The 23,233-nt window shown below is 46.7% G+C and carries 22 protein-coding genes and 1 pseudogene; 12 read left to right on the top strand and 11 right to left on the bottom strand.

What is annotated here, in order from left to right; translation table 11 throughout:
* Nucleotides 1–14 precede the first annotated feature (14 nt).
* From GACE_RS12005 to GACE_RS02170, 4 genes and pseudogenes are all read right to left on the bottom strand, one after another.
* A pseudogene (locus tag GACE_RS12005) lies at nucleotides 15–215 on the bottom strand (ATP-grasp domain-containing protein); the annotation flags it as partial.
* Nucleotides 216–297: 82 nt separating this feature from the next.
* On the bottom strand, nucleotides 298–801 hold the full coding sequence (locus tag GACE_RS02180; RefSeq protein ID WP_048090819.1) for a TIGR00288 family NYN domain-containing protein: 504 nt from the start codon (nucleotides 799–801) through the stop codon (nucleotides 298–300).
* 32 nt (nucleotides 802–833) lie between these two features.
* Entirely contained in the window at nucleotides 834–1,583 is a 750-nt protein-coding gene (locus tag GACE_RS02175; RefSeq protein ID WP_048090817.1) for a TatD family hydrolase, read from the bottom strand.
* On the bottom strand, nucleotides 1,580–3,073 hold the full coding sequence (locus GACE_RS02170; protein ID WP_048090815.1) for a 2-isopropylmalate synthase: 1,494 nt from the start codon (nucleotides 3,071–3,073) through the stop codon (nucleotides 1,580–1,582). Before GACE_RS02170 ends, GACE_RS02175 begins: the two co-directional genes overlap by 4 nt.
* 216 nt (nucleotides 3,074–3,289) lie before the next feature.
* Between GACE_RS02170 and GACE_RS02165 the strand changes: the two genes are divergently transcribed.
* The 4 genes from GACE_RS02165 to GACE_RS02150 all read left to right on the top strand — a co-directional run bounded on the left by GACE_RS02165 (nucleotide 3,290) and on the right by GACE_RS02150 (nucleotide 5,651).
* Nucleotides 3,290–3,763, top strand: a complete 474-nt coding sequence (locus tag GACE_RS02165) for a (2Fe-2S)-binding protein (RefSeq protein ID WP_052400183.1) — start codon at nucleotides 3,290–3,292, stop codon at nucleotides 3,761–3,763.
* A 157-nt stretch (nucleotides 3,764–3,920) separates the two neighbouring features.
* Nucleotides 3,921–4,220: a PadR family transcriptional regulator gene (locus tag GACE_RS02160; protein WP_048090813.1), complete on the top strand. Its 300-nt coding sequence runs from the start codon at nucleotides 3,921–3,923 to the stop codon at nucleotides 4,218–4,220.
* Complete coding sequence (locus tag GACE_RS02155) at nucleotides 4,217–4,900, top strand: ABC transporter ATP-binding protein (protein WP_048090811.1); 684 nt, start codon at nucleotides 4,217–4,219, stop codon at nucleotides 4,898–4,900. The genes GACE_RS02160 and GACE_RS02155 overlap by 4 nt, the downstream gene beginning before the upstream one ends.
* Nucleotides 4,890–5,651 carry an ABC transporter permease gene (locus GACE_RS02150; protein WP_048090809.1) on the top strand — a complete coding sequence of 254 codons (762 nt, stop codon included), beginning with the start codon at nucleotides 4,890–4,892 and terminating at the stop codon, nucleotides 5,649–5,651. The genes GACE_RS02155 and GACE_RS02150 overlap by 11 nt, the downstream gene beginning before the upstream one ends.
* A 62-nt stretch (nucleotides 5,652–5,713) precedes the next feature.
* On the opposite strand, the gene GACE_RS02145 is transcribed toward GACE_RS02150, so the two are convergent.
* Complete coding sequence (locus GACE_RS02145) at nucleotides 5,714–6,352, bottom strand: PAS domain-containing protein (protein WP_048090807.1); 639 nt, start codon at nucleotides 6,350–6,352, stop codon at nucleotides 5,714–5,716.
* Nucleotides 6,353–6,478: 126 nt separating this feature from the next.
* Here GACE_RS02145 and GACE_RS11135 point away from each other — a divergent pair, with 126 nt between their 5' ends.
* A complete protein-coding gene (locus GACE_RS11135; RefSeq protein WP_148305896.1) occupies nucleotides 6,479–7,990 on the top strand; it encodes a multiheme c-type cytochrome in 1,512 nt (503 codons plus the stop codon).
* Between the two features lie 124 nt (nucleotides 7,991–8,114).
* Here the strand turns inward: GACE_RS11135 and GACE_RS02135 are convergent, their stop codons facing one another.
* Genes GACE_RS02135 through katG form a run of 3 tightly spaced genes read right to left on the bottom strand, consistent with a single transcriptional unit; the run spans nucleotide 8,115 to nucleotide 11,767 of the window.
* Nucleotides 8,115–8,807: a DUF554 domain-containing protein gene (locus tag GACE_RS02135; protein WP_048090806.1), complete on the bottom strand. Its 693-nt coding sequence runs from the start codon at nucleotides 8,805–8,807 to the stop codon at nucleotides 8,115–8,117.
* A gap of 29 nt (nucleotides 8,808–8,836) precedes the next feature.
* Complete coding sequence (locus tag GACE_RS02130; RefSeq protein WP_048090803.1) at nucleotides 8,837–9,529, bottom strand: DUF72 domain-containing protein; 693 nt, start codon at nucleotides 9,527–9,529, stop codon at nucleotides 8,837–8,839.
* Nucleotides 9,530–9,577: 48 nt separating this feature from the next.
* A complete protein-coding gene (gene katG / locus GACE_RS02125; RefSeq protein WP_084063646.1) occupies nucleotides 9,578–11,767 on the bottom strand; it encodes a catalase/peroxidase HPI in 2,190 nt (729 codons plus the stop codon).
* 278 nt (nucleotides 11,768–12,045) lie between these two features.
* Here katG and GACE_RS02120 point away from each other — a divergent pair, with 278 nt between their 5' ends.
* The 3 genes from GACE_RS02120 (at nucleotide 12,046) to GACE_RS02110 (ending at nucleotide 15,838) form a co-directional block, all read left to right on the top strand.
* Nucleotides 12,046–12,954, top strand: a complete 909-nt coding sequence (locus tag GACE_RS02120; protein ID WP_048090801.1) for a formylmethanofuran--tetrahydromethanopterin N-formyltransferase — start codon at nucleotides 12,046–12,048, stop codon at nucleotides 12,952–12,954.
* Nucleotides 12,951–14,570, top strand: coding sequence for a DUF2070 family protein (locus GACE_RS02115; protein ID WP_048090799.1), 1,620 nt, complete (start codon nucleotides 12,951–12,953; stop codon nucleotides 14,568–14,570). Before GACE_RS02120 ends, GACE_RS02115 begins: the two co-directional genes overlap by 4 nt.
* 122 nt (nucleotides 14,571–14,692) lie before the next feature.
* A complete protein-coding gene (locus tag GACE_RS02110; protein ID WP_048090796.1) occupies nucleotides 14,693–15,838 on the top strand; it encodes a DUF401 family protein in 1,146 nt (381 codons plus the stop codon).
* Here the strand turns inward: GACE_RS02110 and cbiB are convergent.
* Nucleotides 15,780–16,613, bottom strand: a complete 834-nt coding sequence (gene cbiB, locus GACE_RS02105) for an adenosylcobinamide-phosphate synthase CbiB (protein WP_318249265.1) — start codon at nucleotides 16,611–16,613, stop codon at nucleotides 15,780–15,782. The two genes, GACE_RS02110 and cbiB, sit on opposite strands and share 59 nt — an antisense overlap.
* An 89-nt stretch (nucleotides 16,614–16,702) precedes the next feature.
* Here cbiB and GACE_RS02100 point away from each other — a divergent pair, with 89 nt between their 5' ends.
* Nucleotides 16,703–17,149, top strand: coding sequence for a protease complex subunit PrcB family protein (locus tag GACE_RS02100; RefSeq protein WP_048090794.1), 447 nt, complete (start codon nucleotides 16,703–16,705; stop codon nucleotides 17,147–17,149).
* Here the strand turns inward: GACE_RS02100 and GACE_RS02095 are convergent.
* The gene (locus tag GACE_RS02095) at nucleotides 17,136–18,431 is read right to left on the bottom strand and encodes an NAD(P)-dependent malic enzyme (protein ID WP_048090792.1); all 1,296 of its coding nucleotides are present in this window, start codon (nucleotides 18,429–18,431) and stop codon (nucleotides 17,136–17,138) included. The genes GACE_RS02100 and GACE_RS02095 overlap by 14 nt on opposite strands.
* 138 nt (nucleotides 18,432–18,569) lie before the next feature.
* Here GACE_RS02095 and GACE_RS02090 point away from each other — a divergent pair, with 138 nt between their 5' ends.
* Both GACE_RS02090 and GACE_RS02085 read left to right on the top strand, forming a co-directional pair.
* Nucleotides 18,570–19,100, top strand: a complete 531-nt coding sequence (locus GACE_RS02090; protein WP_052400181.1) for a ribbon-helix-helix protein, CopG family — start codon at nucleotides 18,570–18,572, stop codon at nucleotides 19,098–19,100.
* Between the two features lie 108 nt (nucleotides 19,101–19,208).
* Complete coding sequence (locus GACE_RS02085) at nucleotides 19,209–21,014, top strand: SLC13 family permease (RefSeq protein WP_318249263.1); 1,806 nt, start codon at nucleotides 19,209–19,211, stop codon at nucleotides 21,012–21,014.
* A 52-nt stretch (nucleotides 21,015–21,066) separates the two neighbouring features.
* Here GACE_RS02085 and GACE_RS02080 read toward each other — a convergent pair whose 3' ends face one another.
* Nucleotides 21,067–21,681, bottom strand: a complete 615-nt coding sequence (locus GACE_RS02080) for a VIT1/CCC1 transporter family protein (protein WP_048090785.1) — start codon at nucleotides 21,679–21,681, stop codon at nucleotides 21,067–21,069.
* 44 nt (nucleotides 21,682–21,725) lie between these two features.
* Between GACE_RS02080 and cysS the strand changes: the two genes are divergently transcribed.
* Nucleotides 21,726–23,123, top strand: coding sequence for a cysteine--tRNA ligase (gene cysS, locus GACE_RS02075; protein WP_048090784.1), 1,398 nt, complete (start codon nucleotides 21,726–21,728; stop codon nucleotides 23,121–23,123).
* The last annotated feature ends 110 nt before the right edge of the window (nucleotides 23,124–23,233 follow it).

The raw sequence follows: 23,233 nt of genomic DNA, 5'->3' as shown, positions 1-23,233 counted from the left end.
AGGGCCTTTGAAGAGCTTCCAAGATTCTCAACTCCCGCCTTTTCAATCCTTTCCGTCAGATCGTGCAGAATCCAGTCGTTTTCAGGAGCCACAATTAACGCATGATCCGCCATTTCAAGAGCTTCATCAAAATTCCCGTCTCCAAACCTGAAAAACGATCTGAACTCCGGCCTTACGAAAGATACAAGGTCATAGTATTCAGAGAAATCGAGCATGCTCTTGAACATGGCAAGTCCTTCAACAGCAATGCTCTCCGGGAGTGCCTCACCGCATACTCCATGTTCGTAAATGAAAAGCTTACTCTTCCTCATATTCGTCCTCATTCAGAACTATGGCAATATCTGCCGAGTTCTTGAGAGCAGCTGAAAAACCTGGCTCAAAACCTATGATTATGGTCTCCTTACCCAGTTCCATGGCCTTTTTGAGGACCGCCTTGAAATCCGCATCTCTCGTAACAAGAGCAAGGACATCAATGGAATCGTTGTAGATTATCTCCATGGCCTCGACGGCCATCCTCACGTCAACGTCTCCAGAGGTTATTATCGGCTCGAAACCCTGATTCTCAATAGCCTCAACCAGCTTCTCTCCAGCATACTGATTCAGAAACGTCTTTGCAATCTTTATATCCCCGTACTCAGAAAGAATATCCCGTATTTCTTTTAGATTAAGATTGAACTCTTTTCTCAGAACATTAGGACCATCGACCAGAACACCAATCCGTTTTTTACCCTCTTTTCTTGACGAAAGTATCTTCTTAAACTTCTGAATCTTCGACACACTCAGTGTGGACTTTATCGCCATAATCACCACCAATCGATGCCATGGATGCAACATCAAACTATATTGAATACATTTCTTGCATTTTTTATAAGTTTAATGGCTACCTCATCCACACTCATGTTCTTGATTTCCGCAAATTTCTGATATGCAAGCTGCACGTTTGCAGGCTCATTTCTGCCCTTAAGAGGAGAGAGAAAAGGACTATCTGTTTCAAACATCACGTTTTCAGGCTCCACCACCTCAGCAACCCTCTGGACATTTTCAGAATAACAGATGAGTGTGGAGAGTGAGATGTACATCCCTGCATCCACAATCCTCCCGGCAAGCTTTTCACTCCCAGTATAGCAGTGAAAAACCGCCACAACATCCCTGCCCTTCAGAAGCTCAAACACCTTCTCCTCAGCTTTCCTTGCGTGGATAACTGCAGGTTTCTCAAACTCCTCAGCCAGCTCAAGAAAATGGAGAAATATTTCTTTCTGCGTTTCATAATCAGCCTGTGCCTTTTTCAGATCGATCCCTATTTCACCAATCCCCACTACGCTGTCCAGATTCTCCGAAATCTGACCGGTAACATACCTGTAGTCAGACTTCCCAATCCTGTTTGGGGAAAAACCGAGAGTCGAAAAGACATAGCCCTCGTACTCATTCGAAATGATGAGGGATTTTTCATTTGAACCGTAATCGAAACCGGAATCGATGATAAAAGATAGCCCTGCAATTTTCGCCCTTCTTATCACCTCATCCCTGTCCTTTTTGAAATTGCCGAAATTCAGGTGGCTGTGTATGTCTGCCAACTCCATCATCTGTTCCTCATTTTCATCAGATAGTTCACCGCGTTTATGACGGCATCCACGCTCGCCATAACTATGTCGGCTCCTGCCCCTCTCGAGGTGAAGCTTCTTCCCTCCTCGTCTTCAACAGTCACATACACCTCCGCAAGAGCGTCGCTCCCTCCGGTTATTGCGTCCATCCTGAACTCAGTTATCCTTATCTGTTTTCCCACAAGCTCGGCAACAGCCCTCAAAGCCGCATCAACCGGTCCAACCCCTATTGCAGAGGTTATCTTTTTCTCACCGTTGACATCAGCATTTATCACGGCTGTTGGTGTGATCCTGTTTCCTGTAATTACCGTCGCCTCGTCCAGCTGTATGACTCTCTCTTCCTTCCTGACCTCACCCATCAGAACTTCGGCGAGGGTTATAACGTCCAGATCTGTTATCTTCTTGCCCTTATCTCCAAGCTCCTTTACCTTATCCACAATCTTCGTGAGGACATCATCACCGACAGCATATCCGGCATCTTCAAGCAGTTTCTTGATCTGGTGCCTTCCGGCATGCTTTCCGACGACAATCCGCCTCCTGTGTCCAACCATTTCAGGAGTTACGATTCCCGGCTCAAAGGTCGTTGCCTCGCTCAGCACACCATGGGCGTGAATTCCACTTTCATGACTGAATGCATTGTCCCCAACTATAGGGGTGTTTGGAGGAAGTTTGATTCCGGTAAGCCTCTCGATCAGCCTTGCAGTCTCAACGAGGTATTCGGTTTTTATGTTGGTATCAAGTCCCTCAACCGCTTTTATCAGTATAACAACATCCGCAAGGCTCGCATTTCCTGCTCTCTCTCCAATACCATTTATCGTAACCTGTACCTGATCCGCCCCGGCTTTAACGGCTGCGTAGGTATTCGCCACGGCCAGACCGAGGTCATTGTGGCAGTGCACATCCACGGGAACTTCAAGAGCCTTTTTAAGCTCTGAGATCAGTTCATACATTGAAAATGGTGTCGCAACTCCAACCGTATCGGGAACGTTGACTATATCAACGCCAGCATCCTCAACAGCCTTGTAAATCGTTTTCAGGTATTCGACCTCAGTTCTTGTGGCGTCCATTGCAGAAAACATGCATTCAACGCCATGTGATTTTATATATTCCACGCCCTCAACGGCCATCTCAACGATTTCTTCTCTGGTCTTCTTAACGGTATGTTCAATCTGAATTTTTGAAGTTGAGATGAATATGTGAACCATATCAACATCAGCCTGAATCGCCCTGTCGATGTCCTCATTTACGAGCCTCGCCAGTCCGCTGATTCTGGCGTTAAGTCCAAGGTTCGCTATTTCCCTTACCGCCTCAAACTCTCCCTGTGTTGCGGCGGGAAAACCAGCTTCAATAACATCAACCCCAAGTTTGTCAAGCTGCTTGGCTATCTGAATCTTGTAACTTTTGGGAAAAGAGATACCCGGCATCTGCTCTCCATCCCTGAGAGTGGTGTCATATATGGTGACAGTGCGCATGGTTCCCAATCGGGGTTTCTTAATAAAAACTTATGGTTTTACAGAATCGGATGTTCCATCCGGACAACCGGCACCATCCAGACCGATGCAGTTCTGACCAAGATTTTCAGCAGACATGAGTCCCTCAACCCATCACCAGCACGAACAGAATATAAAAAAACATGCTGATAAATCCTTAAAAACTGTTGAGTCAGACAGTACAGAAGAGGTGGCAGGATGAAGTGCGTTTGCGGAACGAAAGGCTGGAAGGTGAAGAAAATAACGCTCGGTAACCACCTCGATCCCGAATACTGGCACCTTATAGACGATGACTTCCACTTCTGCCCGAACCCGGATTGCGATGTCGTGTATTTCAGCCGAAAGGTCACATTCACAGTTAAAGAAGTGAAAACAAAGGTGTTTTTCAAGGAGAAAGGCTCACCAAAGCCGCTGTGCTACTGCAAGCAGGTTACAGAGGAAGATGTAATTGAAGCGATAGATAGAGGGGCGAGGAGCGTTGAGGAGGTGGAAAGAATGACAGGAATAGGAAACGGAGGGCATTGTCTTATCACAAACCCGTCAGGGAGGTGCTGCAAACCCAATTATACGAACTTTATAAATAAGATCCTCGAAACCAGAGCCAAAGCGGAAGACGCCCGGGCAGCCATTCCTGAAACCCCATCGGAAGATTGCTGCACTCCAGAAAGATAATTGATCCACTGCATCAGCAGAGAAGCCGACAGAATGAGTCTGATGTAATCCGGATATAGCTATCTGGTGCACCTTGCAAGACCTCATTTTTGTAACACATTACGGCAGGAAACATTTATTTACTCAATATCGAAAGTCGATAACGGAAGGTGATACCTTGCTTGAACGAAAACTTTTCCTCAGTTTTGTGAGGATACACATCCTGTACCACGCATCGAAGGGAGAAATATACGGGGCATGGATGATGAGAGAGCTTGAGAGACACGGTTACTCCCTAAGTCCCGGAACACTCTACCCAATACTTCACGAAATGGAGAGAGATGGACTGCTCCAGTCAAGAAAAATCGTTGTGAGTGGAAAAGTGAGAAAAGTGTACAGAACCACAGAAGATGGATCAAAAATGCTCGAAATTGCCAAAAATAAGATCAAAGAGCTTTTCAGCGAGGTACTGGAATGATCGAGCTACTGAATGTGAGGAAAAACATAAAGGGGAAAGAAATCCTGAGGGGTGTCAATCTAACGGTGGCAAAAAAAGAAGTCATGGTAATCGCCGGGCCATCAGGCAGCGGCAAATCAACGCTTCTGAGATGCATCAACAGATTGACAGAAATTGATGATGGAGAGATACTGATAGATGGTATATCCATCAGAGATTACGATCCTATCAGATTGAGGAGAATCGTAGGAATGGTCTCTCAGTTTCCGGTAATGTTCGAAGGGAGTGTCAGAGAAAACATCGCCTGGGGTCTCAAACATTTTAGCAAAGATGGGAGCATAGAATGGACTGTTGAAAAGCTGGCCGCAGAAATCGGTATTGGTGACCTCCTCGATGAAGATGCGGGCAAGCTCAGTGGTGGTGAGCAGCAGAGGGTTGCTATAGCGAGAACTCTGGCATTAAAACCCGAAATTCTGCTTCTCGATGAGCCTACGGCCTCATTAGACCCTGAAAATGCAAGAAAAATTGAAAACCTTATATTAAAACTGGTGAGGGCAAGAGAGCTGACGGTTTTATGGGTAACCCATGACGTCGAGCAGGCAAAAAGGATTGGAGACAGAGTTGCAGTTATGAAGGCTGGCAGAATCGTTGCAATTAACGTGCCCGGAAGAGTGTCGTGGGGAGATGTATATGTACGCTGAACCTCTGGTCAGGCTCATCTCCGCTTCAACCCTTGCAATCCTTGTCATAACCGTGTCGTACCTCAGAAAAATCGGAATAGCCATGGATTTTTCATCCGCCGCTTTGAGGGGTCTGGTCCAGCTCATGATTCTTTCAGCAGTGCTCACATACGTCTTCACATCACCGGTATGGCCCGCTTTCGCCATACCAATATTCATCGCCATGGCTCTGCTTGCTGGTTACACCTCCGCCAAGAGAGTTGGCATACCGGGTGCGGTGTGGATAACCACACCGAGCATTGCAGTGGGTGCCGCAGTATCACTTGCAGTTATGACTGCCCTCAGGGTGATACCTCTGAAACCGGAGTTCGTTATCCCACTCGCAGGCATGGCGTTTGGTAATGCGATGAACATTTGCTCACTGACGCTCAACAGGCTCTTGAGTGAGGTCAGAAACAACAGAAACAGGATTGAGGCCATGCTTGCTCTCGGCGCCACTGCCCAGCTGGCAATGGAGCAGTATGAAAGAATTTCAATAAAATCTGCTCTTATACCGAGCATAGACAACATGAGGACTCTTGGCATAATATTCATCCCCGGTGCGATGACTGGAATGCTCATGGCCGGAATCAACCCAGTAACTGCTACGGTCTACCAGATAGCCATATTCTTCATGATCATCAGCTCAGGTATTGTCGCAGCAGTTTATGCAACATACCTGATCAAGAAAAGACTGTTCACACCAGCCCATCAGCTCATAGAGGAAATCTAACCAGGCGTGATTGTTCAAAAAGGGTGCCTGCAAAACTGGCCAGAGTTTAAAGAGAAATTGCTTCACGGGTACATAATCTCGCGCGGAAGCTTCTCCGCATTCCCCTCGACCTTCGTTATAACCAGAACTCCAAGAAACTCACCATCAGAGGACCAAACTCCGCAGTAATACTTTTCATAATTCCTGCCCTCGAAATTAACGACTCTCCTGAAAAAATCTCTCTTTTTGCTTTTCAGCTCCTCAAAAATCTGTCTGACGAACTTTGCCGTTACTCCAGAATGGAAACTGTCAACTCTCTTACCAATTACTCCACTGTCGTTAATAATCCGGCCGTTGCCATAGAGCAACGTCAGAATCCCATTCCGATCTACAAATGCCACGGAATCGCTCGAATGAACCCCATCAATGGCCGAAAAAAGACTTTTAACCATATCTGCCACTGGACCAAGATTATCCACAGAAGTGAAGTCCTCGCTCAGATAATACAGATACTTTTTCCCGTATTTCCCCCTTGACCTTACTTCCACCCGGTCGAGAATTTTTTCTGAATAAAGCTTCTCAAGAGCTGAGGATATCGTTGTATATGGGATTTGTTCACCTCTGCTCTCAAAGACCCTTTTAATGTCCCCTGCACTCATTTTACTGCCACTTTTCAGAATTGAGATTATTTTTAGCTCTTTATCTGTCAGGGAGACAGGCACAGACAGTGAATTTGAAGCAACGCTTATAAATATTTTACGGGTTTTTACGAGATTTCGTTTTTAATTAACTAAATTATCGTAAATTTTAAAACCATAGCAGACTATTGTTCACCGGAGGTGAGAGAATTGAAGAGGGCAATACTGTCTGCTCTTATAGCCATAATGGCATTGACAGCAATTGTATCTGCAGAAGAGCCCTGTATTGGCTGCCACAAATCCGTAACTCCTGGAATAGTCAGCCAGTACGAGGATTCTGCAATGGCAAAGGCAGGAGTTACATGCCTGGACTGTCACGGTGAGATTAAGGGTATAAACGATCCAAGCGTTATTAACCACAATGGCTACAGAATAACCCCTGTTGTCTCACCACTGCACTGCCAGAAGTGCCACCCGAAGGAGTACGAGGAGTTCATGAGGAGCAAACACGCCTGGACTGCACTCATAGGCCCCTACAAGCTATGGTACAGGGATGTTATCTCAAAGGGCCTTGTTAAGGAAGGCGAGGCTCCTACGAACGACGTCTTTCTTGCAGAGGACCCATACGAACACATGGGCAACACGGTCTCAGCCCTTTTCCCAGCATCTGGCATTCTCGACAGGGTGGGACTTCTCGACGAGATTGATGGCTACAAGAACACGCTGAACTGTGAGGGCTGTCATGGCAGTGCTGTGATTGTCAAGGACGGAAAGATTGTCAAGGGATGGCCCAACAACGGCATTGGCAGGATGAACCCCGACGGCAGTCTGGGGAGCTGTTCCGCATGCCACACAAGGCACAAATTTGACAGGGCTGAGGCGAGAAAGCCTGAAACGTGTGGGCAGTGCCATCTCGGTCCTGACCACCCGCAGATTGAGATATATGAGGAGAGCAAGCACGGAAATATTTACTACAGCCTCGAGAACCACAGCTTCCTGAAAGAGGAGAGATTAACGCCTGAGAACACTCCTGCACCGACATGTGCGGTCTGCCACATGAGTGGGTTCAATGGAGCCAGAACGACCCACGACGTTGGAGAGAGGCTCTACTGGGAACTGCAGCCTGCAATAAGCACTCCTCAGTGGTATCCGTCCAATCTCGTGCCTGTGGGCAAGGCCAAGCCGGACGGGGAAAAAGCCAGTCAGAACAGGGAGGAGATGAAGAAGGTATGCAGAGGGTGCCACTCACCTTCATGGGTTGACAGATACTTTGTGGAATTTGATCAGTCGGTTCAGGACTACAATGTAGTTGCCAAGTCGGCAAAGGAATTCCTACAGAAAATCTACGACGAGGGGCTTGCAGACAAGAGCAACCCGCTGGACGAGTATCCTGAACTCATGTGGTACTACATCTGGCACCACGATGGCAGGAGATGGAAGATGGGTGCCTCGATGATGGGTTACGACTTTGCCCACTGGAGCGGTATCGTTGACACGGTCATGGACAAGTACGGCAGGATGATAGCATGGTACGACACACAGAAGAAGATAGAGAACATCAAAACACTGGCAGAAGAGGGTAAAGCCACACCGAAGGCTAATGCAGAGAGTGCAGAGAGAGAAGCAGAATCGACGCCAGGATTTGGAGTGGTGAGTGCAATAACTGCGATTGCCGCCCTGCTGGGAATATACATGACAGGACGGCGTAAAAGAGAGAACTGACAGAATCTCAACTTTCAAATTTATTTCAATTTTTTTCTCAAATTCACGGGTTGCAATTTTCAGAACTTCAGTTTTTCGTAAACACTTCTGTTCACGCCATCTATGATTACTGTCAGCATGACCCTCATGACATCACCGCTGTGAGTATGGAAAAGATTTTCAGATAGACCGGAAGAACGAGGAGAGAGGGAAGCATGTTTCCGGGTTTCATGTTTGTCAACTTCATGAGGTTTATCCCTATTGCGGCTATCATAACGCCCCCTGTTGCAGTAAGCTCGGTTATCAAAAGGTCTGTGGCGTATTCCCTCACCCCAAGAGCCGTAAAATAGAAAAAGGACTGATACAGCAGCACAGGTATTGCTGAAAAGGCGACGCCTATCCCGAGAGCGGAGGAAAGGGCGAGGGATGCAATGCCATCGAGCATGGCCTTAGTCATGAGCAGTGTGCTGTCTCCCGTGAGGGCTTCCTGAATCGGACCTATGACTGCCATCGAACCAACGCAGAAAAGAAGTGTTGATGCCACGAATCCGTCAGCAAACTTCGAACCTTCGAATTTCCTTTCTATCTTCAGTCCTATCTCTTCGAGTCTTTCCTCAATTTTCATCACACTTCCCATGACCGAGCCAGTCAGAATGGTCAGAGTCAGAATGGCAAAGTTTGTCGTCTCGAATGCCATTTCAACGCCAATTAAAAGCACAACGAGTCCGAGAACTTTCATCAGGTATTCCTTCAGCTCTTCTCCAATTTTTGACCCTATTGCAATTCCCGCAATGCTGAAGAAGACTATAGAGGCCACATTGATCAGTGTCCCAATCATTGCAATCCTGCTCCTGCCGAAGGGTATATTTACTTTCTCTCACTCAGTATCTCCCTGAACCTGACGGCATCATCGAGCATGTGCATGTTGTTGAACAGGACATAGCATGTCTTTTCTCCCGAAACTCTTTCAGAAAGCCATTCAAGTTCATCATCGCTGTATTTGTGCCTGTAGTTGAAGCCATGGAGCCTGTAATACCTGATTTCACCATACATGCTCCTGCTGATGAAGGGATCGACCACATGCACAAGGTCAAGCTTCTGACATACATCCTTTATAGCCTCGCTGCTCCATCCCCTCGGTTCCCAGCAGAATACAAAGTCCCTCTCGATTGAATTGAAAAACTCCCTCATATTCCTCACATTCTCCTCACATTCCCTGAAAGACCTGGGAGTCTGGAAGACAATTACACTGGAGTCCAGAATTTTTGCCACCTCCCTCGTTCGCTCCCACGCATCAAAAACTGCTCTGATGGGTTTGAAAAAACCGCCATCGTCCATCTTCAGCCTGGCTTTCCTGTAGGTGGGAGAGGATGGCGGATGGGTTATGACCTGAAATGCCTTAACCGTAAACTCAAAGCCTTCACCCGCAAGCTCCCTCCACCTTTCAGCCGTCTCAGGTTTGGGGGGCCTGTAAAAGGTCTTCTGCACCTCCACGACATCAAACATCTGAAAATATTTCTCCATTGATGTTGGAATACCGCAGCAGCCCACCTTTATCATTGCACAGATAAATGTGTAAAAAAGAGAAAAAGGTTTACTCTTGCAGAGCTACGATGGTACCCTATTCAGGTCGAACCTGTCGAGGTTCATGACCCTGACCCACACCCTGACGAAGTCTGTGACGAACCTCTCTTTTCCATCGTCAGCAGCGTAGATCTCGGAAATTGCCCTGAGCTGGCTGTTCGCGCCGAAGATCAGATCGACCCTCGTCGCCCTCCACTTCAGTCCTCCGTTTTTCCGGTCATATCCCTCGAAGAGATATCTGTCATCAGAGACTGGCCTCCACTCAATGCCCATGTCGAGCAGATTGACGAAGAAGTCGTTTGTCAGTGTTTCGGGTTTATCGCTCAGCACACCGTAGTCTGTTCCGCCGTAGTTTGCGTTCAGAACCCTCAGCCCTCCAACCAGAACCGTCATTTCGGCAGCAGTAAGAGTTAGAAGCTGGGCCTTGTCAACCAGCATCTCCTCGGGAGAGTAGGGACACTTTTCTCTCCTGAAGTAGTTTCTGAAACCGTCTGCAACTGGCTCAACCATTTTCCAGAACGTCACATCCGTCTGCTCCAGTGAAACATCCACCCTTCCCGGAGTGAATGGAACAGAAACATCAAATCCGGCCCTTCCTGCAGCCTCCTCAACTGCAGCACAGCCAGCCAGGACTATCAGGTCGGCAAGAGAGACCCTTTTATCTCCACTCTGGCTCTCGTTGAACTTCCTCTGTATCTCCCTGAGGATTCCCAGCACTTTTTCGAGCCTTTCAGGCATATTGACCTCCCAGCTTTTCTGTGGCTCAAGTCTGATTCTCGCTCCGTTTGCTCCGCCCTTGAAGTCGCTTCCCCTGAACGTGGAGGCTGCCGACCAAGCAACGTAGATGAGGTCCGAGACTGACAGCCCGGACTCCAGCACCCATCTCTTAAGGCTTCTGACATCCTCATCACTGACAAGCTCGTGGTCTGCTTTCGGCGTGGGCTCCTGCCAGACGAACTGCTCTTCTGGCACTTCCGGGCCAAGATACCTGCTCGGCGGTCCGAGATCACGATGCGTCAGCTTGAACCATGCCCTCGCAAAAGCCCTCTGGAACTCCTCTGGATTCTCCAGAAACCTCCTCGCTATTTTCGAGTAAACGGGATCGAACTTTAGAGCAAGATCGGTTGTGAGCATCATTGGCCTGTGCTTTTTCTCCGAATCATGAGCGTCGGGAATGTTTTCCTCTGCATCCCTTGCAATCCACTGGTAAGCTCCTCCCGGCCCCTTTATAAGCTCATAGTCGTACTCAAACAGGTTTTTGAGAAAGAGGGTCGTCCACTTCGTCGGGTTCTGAGTCCATGTAAGCTCCAATCCGCTCGTAATCGTGTCGGGTCCCTTGCCCGATCTATAGCTGTTCTTCCACCCCAGTCCCTGCTGCTCTACAGGTGCAGCATCTGGTTCCGGCCCGAGATAGCTCTGGGGAGCTGCCCCATGGCACTTGCCGAATGTGTGGCCACCAGCTATCAGCGCAACCGTTTCCTCGTCGTTCATCCCCATTCTGCGGAAAGCCAGTCTTATGTGCTTTGCAGCCTCTACCGGATCGGGGTTTCCTCCGGGCCCTTCCGGGTTGACGTATATCAGACCCATCTGGGTGGCGGCCAAAGCCCCTTCCAGGTCGTCTTCGACAAACCTCTGAGACTCAAGCCATTCATCCTCTTCACCCCAGTAAATGTCCTCCTGAGGCTCATAGACATCCTCTCTCCCACCTGCAAAACCAAGGGTTTTGAACCCCATTGACTCGAGAGCCACGTTTCCGGCCAGTATTATCAGATCCGCCCAGGAAATCCTCCTGCCGTACTTCTTCTTAACCGGCCACAGCAGCCTTATCGCCTTGTCGAGGTTTATGTTATCTGGCCAGCTCCTCAGGGGGAAGAGCCTTATTATCCCTCTGTTGGCTCCACCTCTGCCGTCAATGATTCTGTATGTTCCGGCGCTGTGCCAGGCGAGCCTTATGAAAAGAGGCCCGTAGTGCCTGAAATCTGCAGGCCACCAGTCCTGAGAGGTCGTGAGAACTTTCTTTATATCTTTCTTCACCTCGTCAAAGTCGAGCTTCTCAAACTCCTTTGCGTAGTCAAAATCATCTCCCATAGGGTTTGCTCTCAGGCAGTTCTGGTGCAAAACTCTCAGATTCAGAACATTGGACCACTTTTTCTTTTCCGGTGTGAACAGCACCTTCTCCCCATCTTCCGGTTTCGTATTTTTTCCTTCATGCATTCCAAAACACCATCTTTCGAATTTCGATTAATAATGTTTGAAATTTCAACTATAAAAGGTTTCTGAACCTCCACGACCCCTGCACCGAGGGCGGCATTCTTGCGATGATCGAAAAACACAGCAAAAAGTGAGATTAACACCATCACCGGTTCACCGCACACACCCCGGGAAAGTTCTGTTCGGCTCCCTGTGGTTTCAATAACTATTAATTGCCATAAATTCCATGGATGATTTAACGTTATCCAGCAAACTATATATTTGTCCGCCAGACCATACTCATGGGACTGGAACTGAATGGTGTGCCTGTAGAGGATACGTACTGCGAGGCGTTTGATGGAATCTATTCCAGAATTTTGATAACCGCAAAGCAGAAGTGGTTGCTGAAAAAAGCCGCATACAACTCAACAGCACTGCCTTCAACGGTTTTTGGCGAATCAGAGGGTGGGGTAGAAAAATTCGTCTCGCCTGAAGAGACTCCTGATGGAAGAATCGGAGCGATTGCCCAGATATGGGTGGCCAAGAGCAAGAATTTCGAAAGCATCCTTACAAGGGAGATGAGCAAGAGAATAAGGCAGGGAATTCTTGTCGTTCCCACGACGAGGGTTTTCAACGCAACTGATAGCGATACTCACTTCGATGCAGAGTTGAACATCGGCAGATGTGGGGATGGCTACGAGTGGGAAGAGGAGATGTGGGGCAGGAAGGTCATCAGAGTCCCGATAATGTTTGGCGAGTTCATAATCGAGAGATACATAGGCTATGCCGAGGGTGTTGCTGGCGGTAACGTGTGGTTCTTCTGCGACAGTGAGGAATCCGCTCTCGAAGCGGGAGAGGCTGCTGTTGAGGCTTTAAAGAATATGGATAACGTGATAACATCCTTCGACATCTGTTCTGCTGGCTCAAAGCCTGAAACAAAGTATCCCGAAATTGGTCCAACAACGAATCACTATTACTGTCCCACGCTCAAAAACAAGATTTCCGACTCCATGGTTCCCGACGGGGTTAAGAGCATACCCGAGATCGTGATAAACGGCACAACCCTCGAGGATGTTAAAAAAGCCATGTATGTCTGCATGGAGGTCGTAAGCAGGATCGACGGCGTCCTCAGGATATCCGCCGGAAATTACGGTGGAAAGCTGGGGCAGCACAAGATTTATTTGAGAGACATCATTGAGCAGTACGGATGATTGATGAAAAACTTCTGGAAAAATTCTATTCCAAAATTTTTTCTGTCCCGAAAAAGAGAGTGAGCATAGCAATAGGGGTTACGAGCATAATCCTTGCATCATATCTCAACGGAATATCCGGAAAATCGTTTTTTGTCATGAGGTATTTCTTCATAGGGCTGGCCCTGATAATTCTTCTGCTCATTTTCGGAAAACTCCTTGAGTCCGGGTTCAACAGCAGGAGAACGTTTTTTCTTGCATTATTTTTCCTGATTCTCATAGAAATTGCAGACATAATTGCAATACACCTCACGAATCCGGATTACATCATCATTTCTCCATCGGTTGTAGCATTCATCCTGACGATAGCCTTATACTTCACATCAAAAAAATTCAGCTATTCCGCACCACTGATCATCCTTCTCGTCCTGTATCCGGTGGATTACATCTTTTCGTTCAGCGCTCCACACAGAACCCTCGCATACACAATCTCGACAATAGCAGGAATCTTTTTCGGACACCTGTTCATAAGGTACCTCGGCAGAGATGAAGAGCTGAAAATCCCAGAACTTTTAAGGAGCTTCGTCCTCTACTGGCTGAAAGGTTTGCCTGAAATCTTTGAAACCGCTCTCAAAAAATTCTCCAGGATACATACTGGCAGAGTGCATTTAATCAAAGTCGGAAAATGGAGCATAATAGCCCCGGAATTTCATCCGGGACCTTTCAGAGATATCGGCGGAGCCAAACTCGTCAACGAGGCGCTGAAGTACCATTCCATGTTCCTCCATGCAGTATCCACTCATTCAACGAATCCGGTAAGCAGAGAAGAGGTCGAGAGAATAGTCAATGTCGCTGGAGATTATGAGGAGACCTCGTTTATGAAACCTTACTCGGTTTCCGGTAAAAATTTCATGCTGAAAGTTTATCCGGCCGAGGACTTCACCCTGTTGATAATCCATGGGAAGGAGAGAATAGACGACATTCCCCAGGAAATCAGGCTCATGGCTGAAAATTTTTTCAAAAATCCTGTTGTAATTGATGCTCACAACGCATACATGAGCAGATACCAGATAACTCCTGAAGACCTGACTGAAATATACTTTCTGATGGAAGAGGCGAGTAAAAAACCTAAGGAAAAATGTAATGAGTTAAAAGTTTATTACAGCTCAGAAGACTACGAGAACGAAAGAATCTGCGGGAAGCTTGCCCTCCTCGTTATGTCATTTGACGGTGAGCTTCATGGCATCCTGATGATAGATTCAAACAACATGGAAAAGACCCTCAGAGACTACCTCGCCGACGTTGGCAGGGAATACGGTATAGAACTGGATATAATAACCACGGACAATCACTCAAAAACCGGAATTTCGCCAAAAATAGGATACATGCCAGCAAATATGGAAGATGCCGAAATAATCGAATCATTTCTGAAAAAGGCTTTGGAAAACATGGACCTCAAAGATGCAGGAGTTCTGTACTCCTCTGAAGATGTGCAGATAAGAACAATGGGTGAGGAATTCTTCAAGAAGATGGATTTCGCATTCAGAAAGTATGGTGAAAGTGGACTTTACCTGTTCGGTGTGTTCTCTGCTCTGAATTACATAATATCCTTTATTCTCGCAGGCATAATATTGTGAAAACATGCCTTTGGTTCAGATTACATGGATGAAAACGCAACATTTCAGGGTATCCACCAAAATATCTCTGCATTAGCGAAAGCAGGTAAAACTTTTATTTTTCTGAAGGTATTCCAGACTTCATGGATGTCGTCGTGGCCCTCTTTGTTTCCATAATCATAATCCTTGCCCTCATAAAATTCGAGATATCTCTTGCCGTCCTCACCGGAGCGATATTTCTTGCACTGTCCACCAATCCAGAAAGCATTGAAATAGCTCTCACGGACATTTTCACCTGGAAACTCGTTGCAATAGTCATTCTGGCCCATTCCATAGGGTACGCAATGGAGATCACAGGAATGCTCGACAAAATAACAGAATCTGTTTTCTCCATTTCCGGGAAATTTAGCGTTGCTATAATCCCCATGCTCATCGGTCTGCTCCCCATGCCAGGAGGAGCGCTCGTCTCCGCAGTCATGATAAAAGACCTTGTCCAGAAGCTGAAGATAGGGGCAGAAAAGGCAGTCTTCATAAACTACTGGTTCAGACACGTATGGGTTACATTCTGGCCCCTCTATCCGAACATAGTGATTGCAATGGGAATTCTATCAGCAAACTACCTGCAAATAGCCAGCTCAACATTTCCGATTCTGATTTCTATGATCGCTGCAGGAGCGGTTTTTATGCGCATTAAAAGCAATGCGGTGAAAAGCAAGGCTAACTTTGAAAATCTGAAATACATGTACCCTGTCCTCCTCATCGTGATTTTTGCAGTTCTCACTGGAGATTTGCTCGCGGCCCTTCTGATTTCATTTTTCAGCATCGTTCTGGCAAATAAGGCATTCTCAAAAGTGGGACACATGCTTGGAAAAGCGTTCGACTGGAAAATAATTGTCCTGGTGATAGGGGTCATGATCTACAAGAGTGCAATTCAGGTCAGCGGGGCATCACAGTCGTTTTACAGCGAAGTTCTGAGTTTTTCAAACCCATACGTGGCAAGCTTTGCCCTGACATTTTTAATCGGATTTGCAACGGGAATCGAACTTAGCTACACGAGCGTTGCATTGCCTCTGCTGACATCATTCACCGGAGTGGGTGAAATAATCAGGAGCCATGTGCTTCTCGTATTTCTCGGAGGGATTATGGGTGTCATACTTTCCCCCATGCATCTCTGCCTCGTGCTTACAGCCCAGTATTTCAAAGCCGACCTTTACAGGGTTTACAGGTACCTCATACCAGCATCTCTGATATCAATGCTAATATCACTGTCATTCCTGACAGTACTTTGAAGTAATGTACCGCCCTAACCACATCATTCGCATCGGGCTCCTTCCCACAGTTTATTGAATACGACCCGGGCTTCTCAAGCTTAACCCCCAGTAACCCCGCCATAGCCGGAATGGCATGCCCATTAAGCTTGGGGTTGAATTTAAGCCCGCACAGAAGAGACTTTCTGCTGAGAACCGTGAAGAGCAGAAGTGAGAGCCTTGAAGGAACGAAGTTCAGAATGTCATCAAATCTCGCAGATATTTTGCCGAAACGCTCATATTTTCCTTTCCTGTATCCGAGCATGGCATCGCAGGTATTCACTGCCCGGTAAACAAGCGCCCCATAAACCCCAAAAACAGAATAGTAGAGCAGAGGAGCGAGAACCCCATCAACAAAATTTTCAGCCACGCTTTCAATAACTGCTGAGTTGAGCTGCCAGTCTTCAAGGCTGTAAACATCCCTGCTTACGATTCTCCCAACCATACCGGCCTTCGGCCTCCCGTCCTGAATGCATGCCAGTGCATGCTCAACCATGCTTCTCACAGAAATAGAGGAATAAAGCAGATATGCAGAAAACAAAGTTCTGAATGGTTCCTGAATGAACTGAGCAGTCCCCGCAAGCAGGATTGCTGCAGATACTGTTAAAACAGGAGGAATTAAGCCAGATAGAACGCTGCCCGGGAGGACATTATCAAGAAACCCAACAATCCTGCCGAACCATACTGTGGGGTGGATCTTTTCCGGTGGTTCAGCCCTCACCAGCTCGAAGACCATTGCAAGGAGTAGCTCGAACACACCGTAAGTCGTTCTGAGCAATATAAAATTTGATGCAATTTCACAGAACAATTGGAAACATTTATCAATTAAAGAAATGTTCTGACCACATGAATCGTTACGTTTACATGCTCGCAGTCCTACTCATTTCGATTGTCGCACTGGGATGTGCTCAATCAGAGAACAGGGTGAGTTTCGAAAGGATAGCCGAGGGGATTTATGCACCTTTCCCCGAGAAAGCCTACTTCGTGATAAGAAACGATACAGAATATCTGGAATTCTGGAACAAGACCGGCATGATTATAAAAAACCCCGATTTTGAGAAGTACAGCTATCTGGCTCTTTTCATGGGAGAACGGCCAACAGGAGGATACATGATTGCAGTTAAGGAAATTGTAAAAGAAGGTGACAAAGTCAAGGTTTATATTGAGCTTGCTGAACCATCTGAAACCTGCTTCGTAACTCAGGAAATAACAAGGCCATTTCTGATTTTGAGGGTAGAGAAAATAGAAGGAGATGTCGTTTTCGTTGAAGAAACAAAAACTATAAACTGCTGAGAAAGTCAGAAATTATCCTTACTTTTTCTTCCGTGATTTTCAGAATCCTGTCTATCTCGTTTCTGATCTCCGAATCGTTCATCTCTTTTCTCGCCAGTCCGTCTTTCACCGCTTTTCTGGCAACTCTAAAGGCCACCTTTTCGTGTATTTCCAGTTCATCCATTCTCGGAATTACATAATCCTCACACAGATTGGGCCTTGCATGCTCATAAAGAGCTTTTGCGGCTTCTATCGCCATGTCGTCAGTTATTTCTCTGGCCCTCACGGTAAGAACCCCTCTGAAAACACCAGGAAAGACCAGACTGTTGTTAATCTGATTGGGATAATCACCCCTTCCGGTTCCTACAATCCTGGCACCACCCTCTATTGCATCTTCGGGCAAAATTTCAGGTACGGGATTTGCTTCGGCGAATATAATTGCATCTTCGTTCATGAGCCCTATCCATTCTTTCTTAATAACCCCGGGGCCAGGTTTGCTTGCCGCAATGACGACATCTGCATTTTTCATAGCCTCCATTATACCCCCTCTGACCCTATTCAGATTCGTCTTTTCGGCAATCCACTTTTTGTAATTCCCCGCATCGAGGTCTTCTCGCCCATCGTAAATCGTTCCCTTTGAATCGACCGCAACAATGTTTTCTCCCGGAACTCCCGACCTGAGCAGCAGCCGAATTGTTGCCGAATTTGCCGCTCCGACACCTATAACCGCAATTTTCACCTCTTCGAGCTTTTTCCCCACAACATCCAGAGCACCAAACAACCCCGCCAGTGTAGCCGTTGCCGTCCCCTGCTGATCATCGTGCCATACAGGAATATCGAGCCTGTTTTTCAGCTTTTCAAGAATGTAAAAGCACTTGGGACTTTCGATGTCCTCAAGATTTATCCCTCCAAAAGACGGAGAGATTTTTTCAACGATTTCAATAAACCTGCCCGCATCATGCTCGTTGATTGGCAGTGGTATTGCATCGACACCGCCAAAAAGCTTGAAGATAAGTGCCTTACCTTCCATTACAGGTAAAGAAGCCAGACTGCCGATATCACCGAGGCCCAGGGTTCTCGAGCCATCTGTAACAATTGCAACGCTGTTTGATTTCCAGGTTAATTCATAGGCCTCATCCGGATTGGCTTCAATCTCTTCACAGGCCTTCGCAACTCCAGGGGTGTAGAGATAGTTGAAATCCTCAAGTCCTCTGAAGGGTATCTTGATCATGGTTTCGATTTTACCGTGAAACTTCCTGTGGATCTCAATTGCCTTTCTATACATCTCGCCAGTATCTCCCATGATATATAATTTGAAACTTCAAGCGTATATATTTGATTATTACCCGGGAAGTAACGATTCCAGAGACATTAATAATTCAAACACAAAGTGGCCGGATTCTAAGGAAAGTATTTAACCATGGTAATACTCTTTCACACCATGGTACACAGGACCTCCGTAAGCCTTGATTCCAAGACTCTGGAAAAGATAAACGAACTCATCAGAAAGACAGGGAAATCTGTAAGCGAGATAGTCAGGGAGGCCATAAACCTGTACCATGCCACTGAATTCTCTCCAGGATTTACTGAAAATGCCCTGAAAACATACATAGATTTCCTTTCCGAAGGTGAACACGTTATAGTCGACCTTGAACACTGGTGCGCAATCTGGGACGAACTCAATGAGAAAGCAGATGACAGGTTCTGGGAACTGATAGTGAAATCAGGGATAGAGCATGGAATCCAGTATTACAACAAGGGTCTGAGAGATGTCAAAAGCATTCTTGATTACATGGAACCCGGAAACTTTTTCAGATACAAGGAAGATTCGGACGGGAGTTACACGCTGATACTGTCCTGTCCTTCCGAGATGAAGTTTATCCGGGTATTCCTTGAAAACATCCTGAAAGCTCAGAATATTGATGCCGAAATAAGAGAGAGCATAGGAAAGCTCAGAATCGTTCTAAAATGATTAAAAATTTTAATAATCTTCAATTATTTATCAGTTAGAATTGAATTTAAATTATTTTCTCCGAAAAATTAAAAAATTTCCAGCCTCTGTGAACTTCAGGTGATGCCCTTGAGCGATGCTGATAAAATCGTGAAGAAAATTGAAGAGGACTTCGAGGAGGGAGGCATTGCTGATGTCCTGATCCCCGACGAAGACAGGCACGAATACACCAAAAGACAGAGGTACTCACTGATTCTCGGCGCAATACTCTTCATAGCCATCGTCCTCATGCCGGTACCATCAACGTTCCTGAAGAGTGCTGTCAAGAATTCGGAAATCAGCGATAACGTTCTTTTGGAAATTGAAAATGCCGGTTACGCCTCACTGGAAAACGGAAAGATCGTGAAAATCCACGACCTCCATGGGCTGCTGAATCTGATAAAGGAAAAGGACGGAAAGCTGTACGATTCGATCGTCAAGAAGGGCAGGGACATGCAGATTGTGCTTGCACTGGCACTGCTGATGGCAGTATGGTGGATGGGCGAGTCAATACCACTGCCCGCAACCGCATTGCTCCCGCTTGTGATTCTGCCGCTTTTCAACGTTAGCAAAATAACCAGCGTGGCTCCAAGCTATGCCAGCAAGGTGATATTCCTGTTTATGGGTGGGTTCTTTATAGCATCGGCAATGATGAAATGGGGCCTGCACAAAAGGCTCGCACTACTGATAATCAACGCAATCGGCACAAGCCCGAGACTCGTTATCCTCGGGTTCATGGTCGCCACTGCCTTCCTGAGCATGTGGATTTCGAACACGGCAACGACCATGATGATGATGCCCATAGCGCTTTCAATAATCATACATGTCGCCACAATTGGGGAAGACATGAAGAAAAGAGGAGAATTCAAAAATGTGAATTTCACCCCGGGCAATTTCAGATTTGGTACAGCACTCATGCTCGGTGTTGCTTACGCTGCATCAATTGGCGGTGTGGCAACCATCATAGGCACACCACCAAACGCCATTTTCGTGGGAACATTCTCAAAAATGTTTCCCAATGCACCGGAAATATCCTTCACAGACTGGCTGGCAATAGGTATTCCGATCTCATGGGTATTTCTGTTCATAACGTGGGCAACACTGGTCTTCCTGCTACTTCCACCGGAGATATCTGAAATCCCTGGAGGACGCAGGGTTGTGAGAGAGGAACTGGCAAAACTCGGAAACTGGAGCAGGGGAGAAAAGATTGTACTGGCGGTTTTTGCCATAACCGCCCTTGCCTGGATTAACAGCAAGCCGAAGGTTATTGGAGGAGTGACCATACCGGGAATCAAAACGTACCTGCCGTTTGTCGACGATTACGTAATCGCGATGATTGCAGCCATAGCCCTGTTCCTCATTCCTGTCGATTTCAGAAAAGGAGAATTCGCACTCGACTGGGATCATGCAAAAGAGATTCCCTGGGGAATCCTGCTTCTCTTTGGCGGTGGAATTGCTCTCAGCTCAGCATTTACTAAAAGTGGGCTGGCCAACTGGATTGCCGAACAGCTGCTCTTCCTTAAGGGAATTCATCCACTGATAATCATGCTGGCGATCACCACGCTGGTCATTTTCCTAACAGAGATGACATCAAATACTGCAATAGCCACACTCATGATGCCCGTGATGGCAGGATTCGCAATTGCGATGGGCGTCGATCCCAGATTCTTCATGATTCCTGCAGCGATAGCGGCAAGCTTTGCATTCATGCTGCCGGTTGCAACACCACCCAATGCCATCGTTTACGGGACAGGCTATGTGAAAGTACCACAGATGGCAAGAACAGGGTTCCTTCTGAACATCATAGGCATAGTATTTGTTTCGCTGCTGAGCTACTTCATACTTCAGTTCGCCTTTGGCATAAACCCAGCAGCAATGCCGGCGTGGGTACCATAACACCCGTTCTCAATTTATTATTTTTTATTCAGTGTGTAAAAAAGAAATAATGTCAGAAGTGTGCCGGACTCAGCAGAGTGACAATCAACAGCGTTGCCACTCCCGCAAGCACCATTCTGACCCCGGATTTGATCAGATTCGACCTGGATACACGTCCCATGGAAACGCCCACAATAAAAAGCAGCGTGAATCCTGTAAGAAGTGATACCAGAAACGCCATATCCTCTTCAAGAAAGAGGTAAGGACTGAGAGGAAGCACTCCGGCAGGAATCGGTGCAATGGCATGGACGAAGCTGCTCACCTTCATTGCAAAATCATGCGCATCATCAATCAGGCATTGCTCGCCATCCATCTTGAGCAAAGCTCTCCGCTTTTCCAGCGCAGATAAAGTCTGCTCCACCCTCTCTGCTTCATAAGCGCCCCACCCGCTCGATATGCCCAGAGCGAGAGAGGTTGCAATTCCGGCCGAGAAGATTACGGTGGCATTTGCCTCCCCGCTCAGATGCGCTCCAAGTACCAGACCCATAATTGTAAGAACACCGTCGAAAAAACCTATTACGAAATACCTTCTCGAAATCGATGAAAGGTCGGTTACCTTGGTGTATATCCTGAACCTGGCCGCCCTATCTTTACCGAGCAATTTCTCTATGACTCTGCGCACAATCATAGAATCCCAGCAAGTAATTTAAATTTTAATTTGATTTTTGATTTATGAAACTTTTCGACACCATGAAAAAAGACCTGATCGAACTGGACCTTGAAAATGAAGTGAGAATTTATGTTTGTGGCATAACCGCCTACGACTACTCACATATCGGCCATGCGAGGAATGTCGTTATTTTTGATGCACTCAGAAGGTACCTGGAATTCAGGGGACACAGAGTAAAAATCGTCCAGAATTTTACAGATATTGACGACAAAATCATCAGCAGAGCGGTTAATGAGGGGAAAAAAGCCTTAGAGATCTCAAACAAATTCATTAATGAGTTCCTGAAGGACATAGAAGAGCTTAATGTGAAGGAATGCATAAGACCAAAGGTGTCGGAGTATATCCCCCAAATAATCAGGGCAGTAGAAAAGCTCATCGAAAAAGGTTTCGCATACACTGTCAGAAAAGAGAACGGTTACGACGTTTATTTCCACGTACCGGCGTTCGAGAGCTACGGAAAGCTGTCAGGATTAAGCACTCAGGAGCTTGAAAGACACAGAATCGAGCCTGATCCGCAAAAAAAAGATAAAAGAGACTTCGCTCTGTGGAAGTCAGCAAAAGAAGAGGATTTCAGGGCAGAATCTTATTTCGACTCTCCCTGGGGGCCTGGAAGACCGGGGTGGCACATAGAGTGCAGCATCATGTCCTCAGATATTCTCGGAGTTCCGTTTGACATACATGGTGGGGGCATGGATCTTGTCTTTCCACATCATGAGAATGAGAGAGCCCAGAGCTACGCTCTTTTCGACACCGAGCCTGTCAGATACTGGATCCACAACAATTTCATAACAGTCAATGGGGAAAAGATGAGCAAGAGTCTGGGGAACATAGTGAAAATACGCGATGTTGTGGAGAAATATGGAGGTTTAGCTCTCAGATACCTCCTCATTTCAGCCCATTACAGACATCCTCTCGACTACTCTGAAGAAAAGGTGATTGAAGCAAAGAAATCTTACGAATATTTGCTGAATTCTCTCCGGAATGCAGATATGGAGATTGCACACATAAAGACATTCCAGGTGGGCAGAGAAGGCGAAGAAATACCCTCTCTAATGGATGGTTTCGTGGAGGCGCTGGAAAACGATTTCAACACGCCGAGAGCTTTGGCAGTAATGCATGAACTCGCCTCCAACATAAACAGCAGACAGTTCTCTGCAAGCCTCAAGAGCCTGGAAAAAGCGTTCGATGAGCTTTACACAATGATGGATATAATGGGCCTCATCAAAGATTACGGCCGATCACCGCTACTGGGCGAGGAAGACAGGGCGAAGATAGTTGAAAGAGAAGAGGCAAGAAGAATGAAGGACTTCAAAACGGCAGACATGATACGGGATGAGTTCAAAAATAGAGGAATAATGCTCGTAGACACCAAGCACGGGACAAGATGGTACCTTGCTTAGCCAATATTTCACAACTTTTTCCCCTTCTGTGCGAGTGAACTTCACAATATAGGGTCTGCCGATACAATGTCCAGACTGGGCCTGAAAAAATGAGAGGCGCCAACATGCCT

It is taken from the genome of Geoglobus acetivorans, assembly GCF_000789255.1.
Classification (GTDB): Archaea; Halobacteriota; Archaeoglobi; order Archaeoglobales; family Archaeoglobaceae; genus Geoglobus; species Geoglobus acetivorans_B.
Note: the sequence above shows the minus strand (reverse complement) of the source record. Positions and strands in the feature narration are given on the sequence as shown.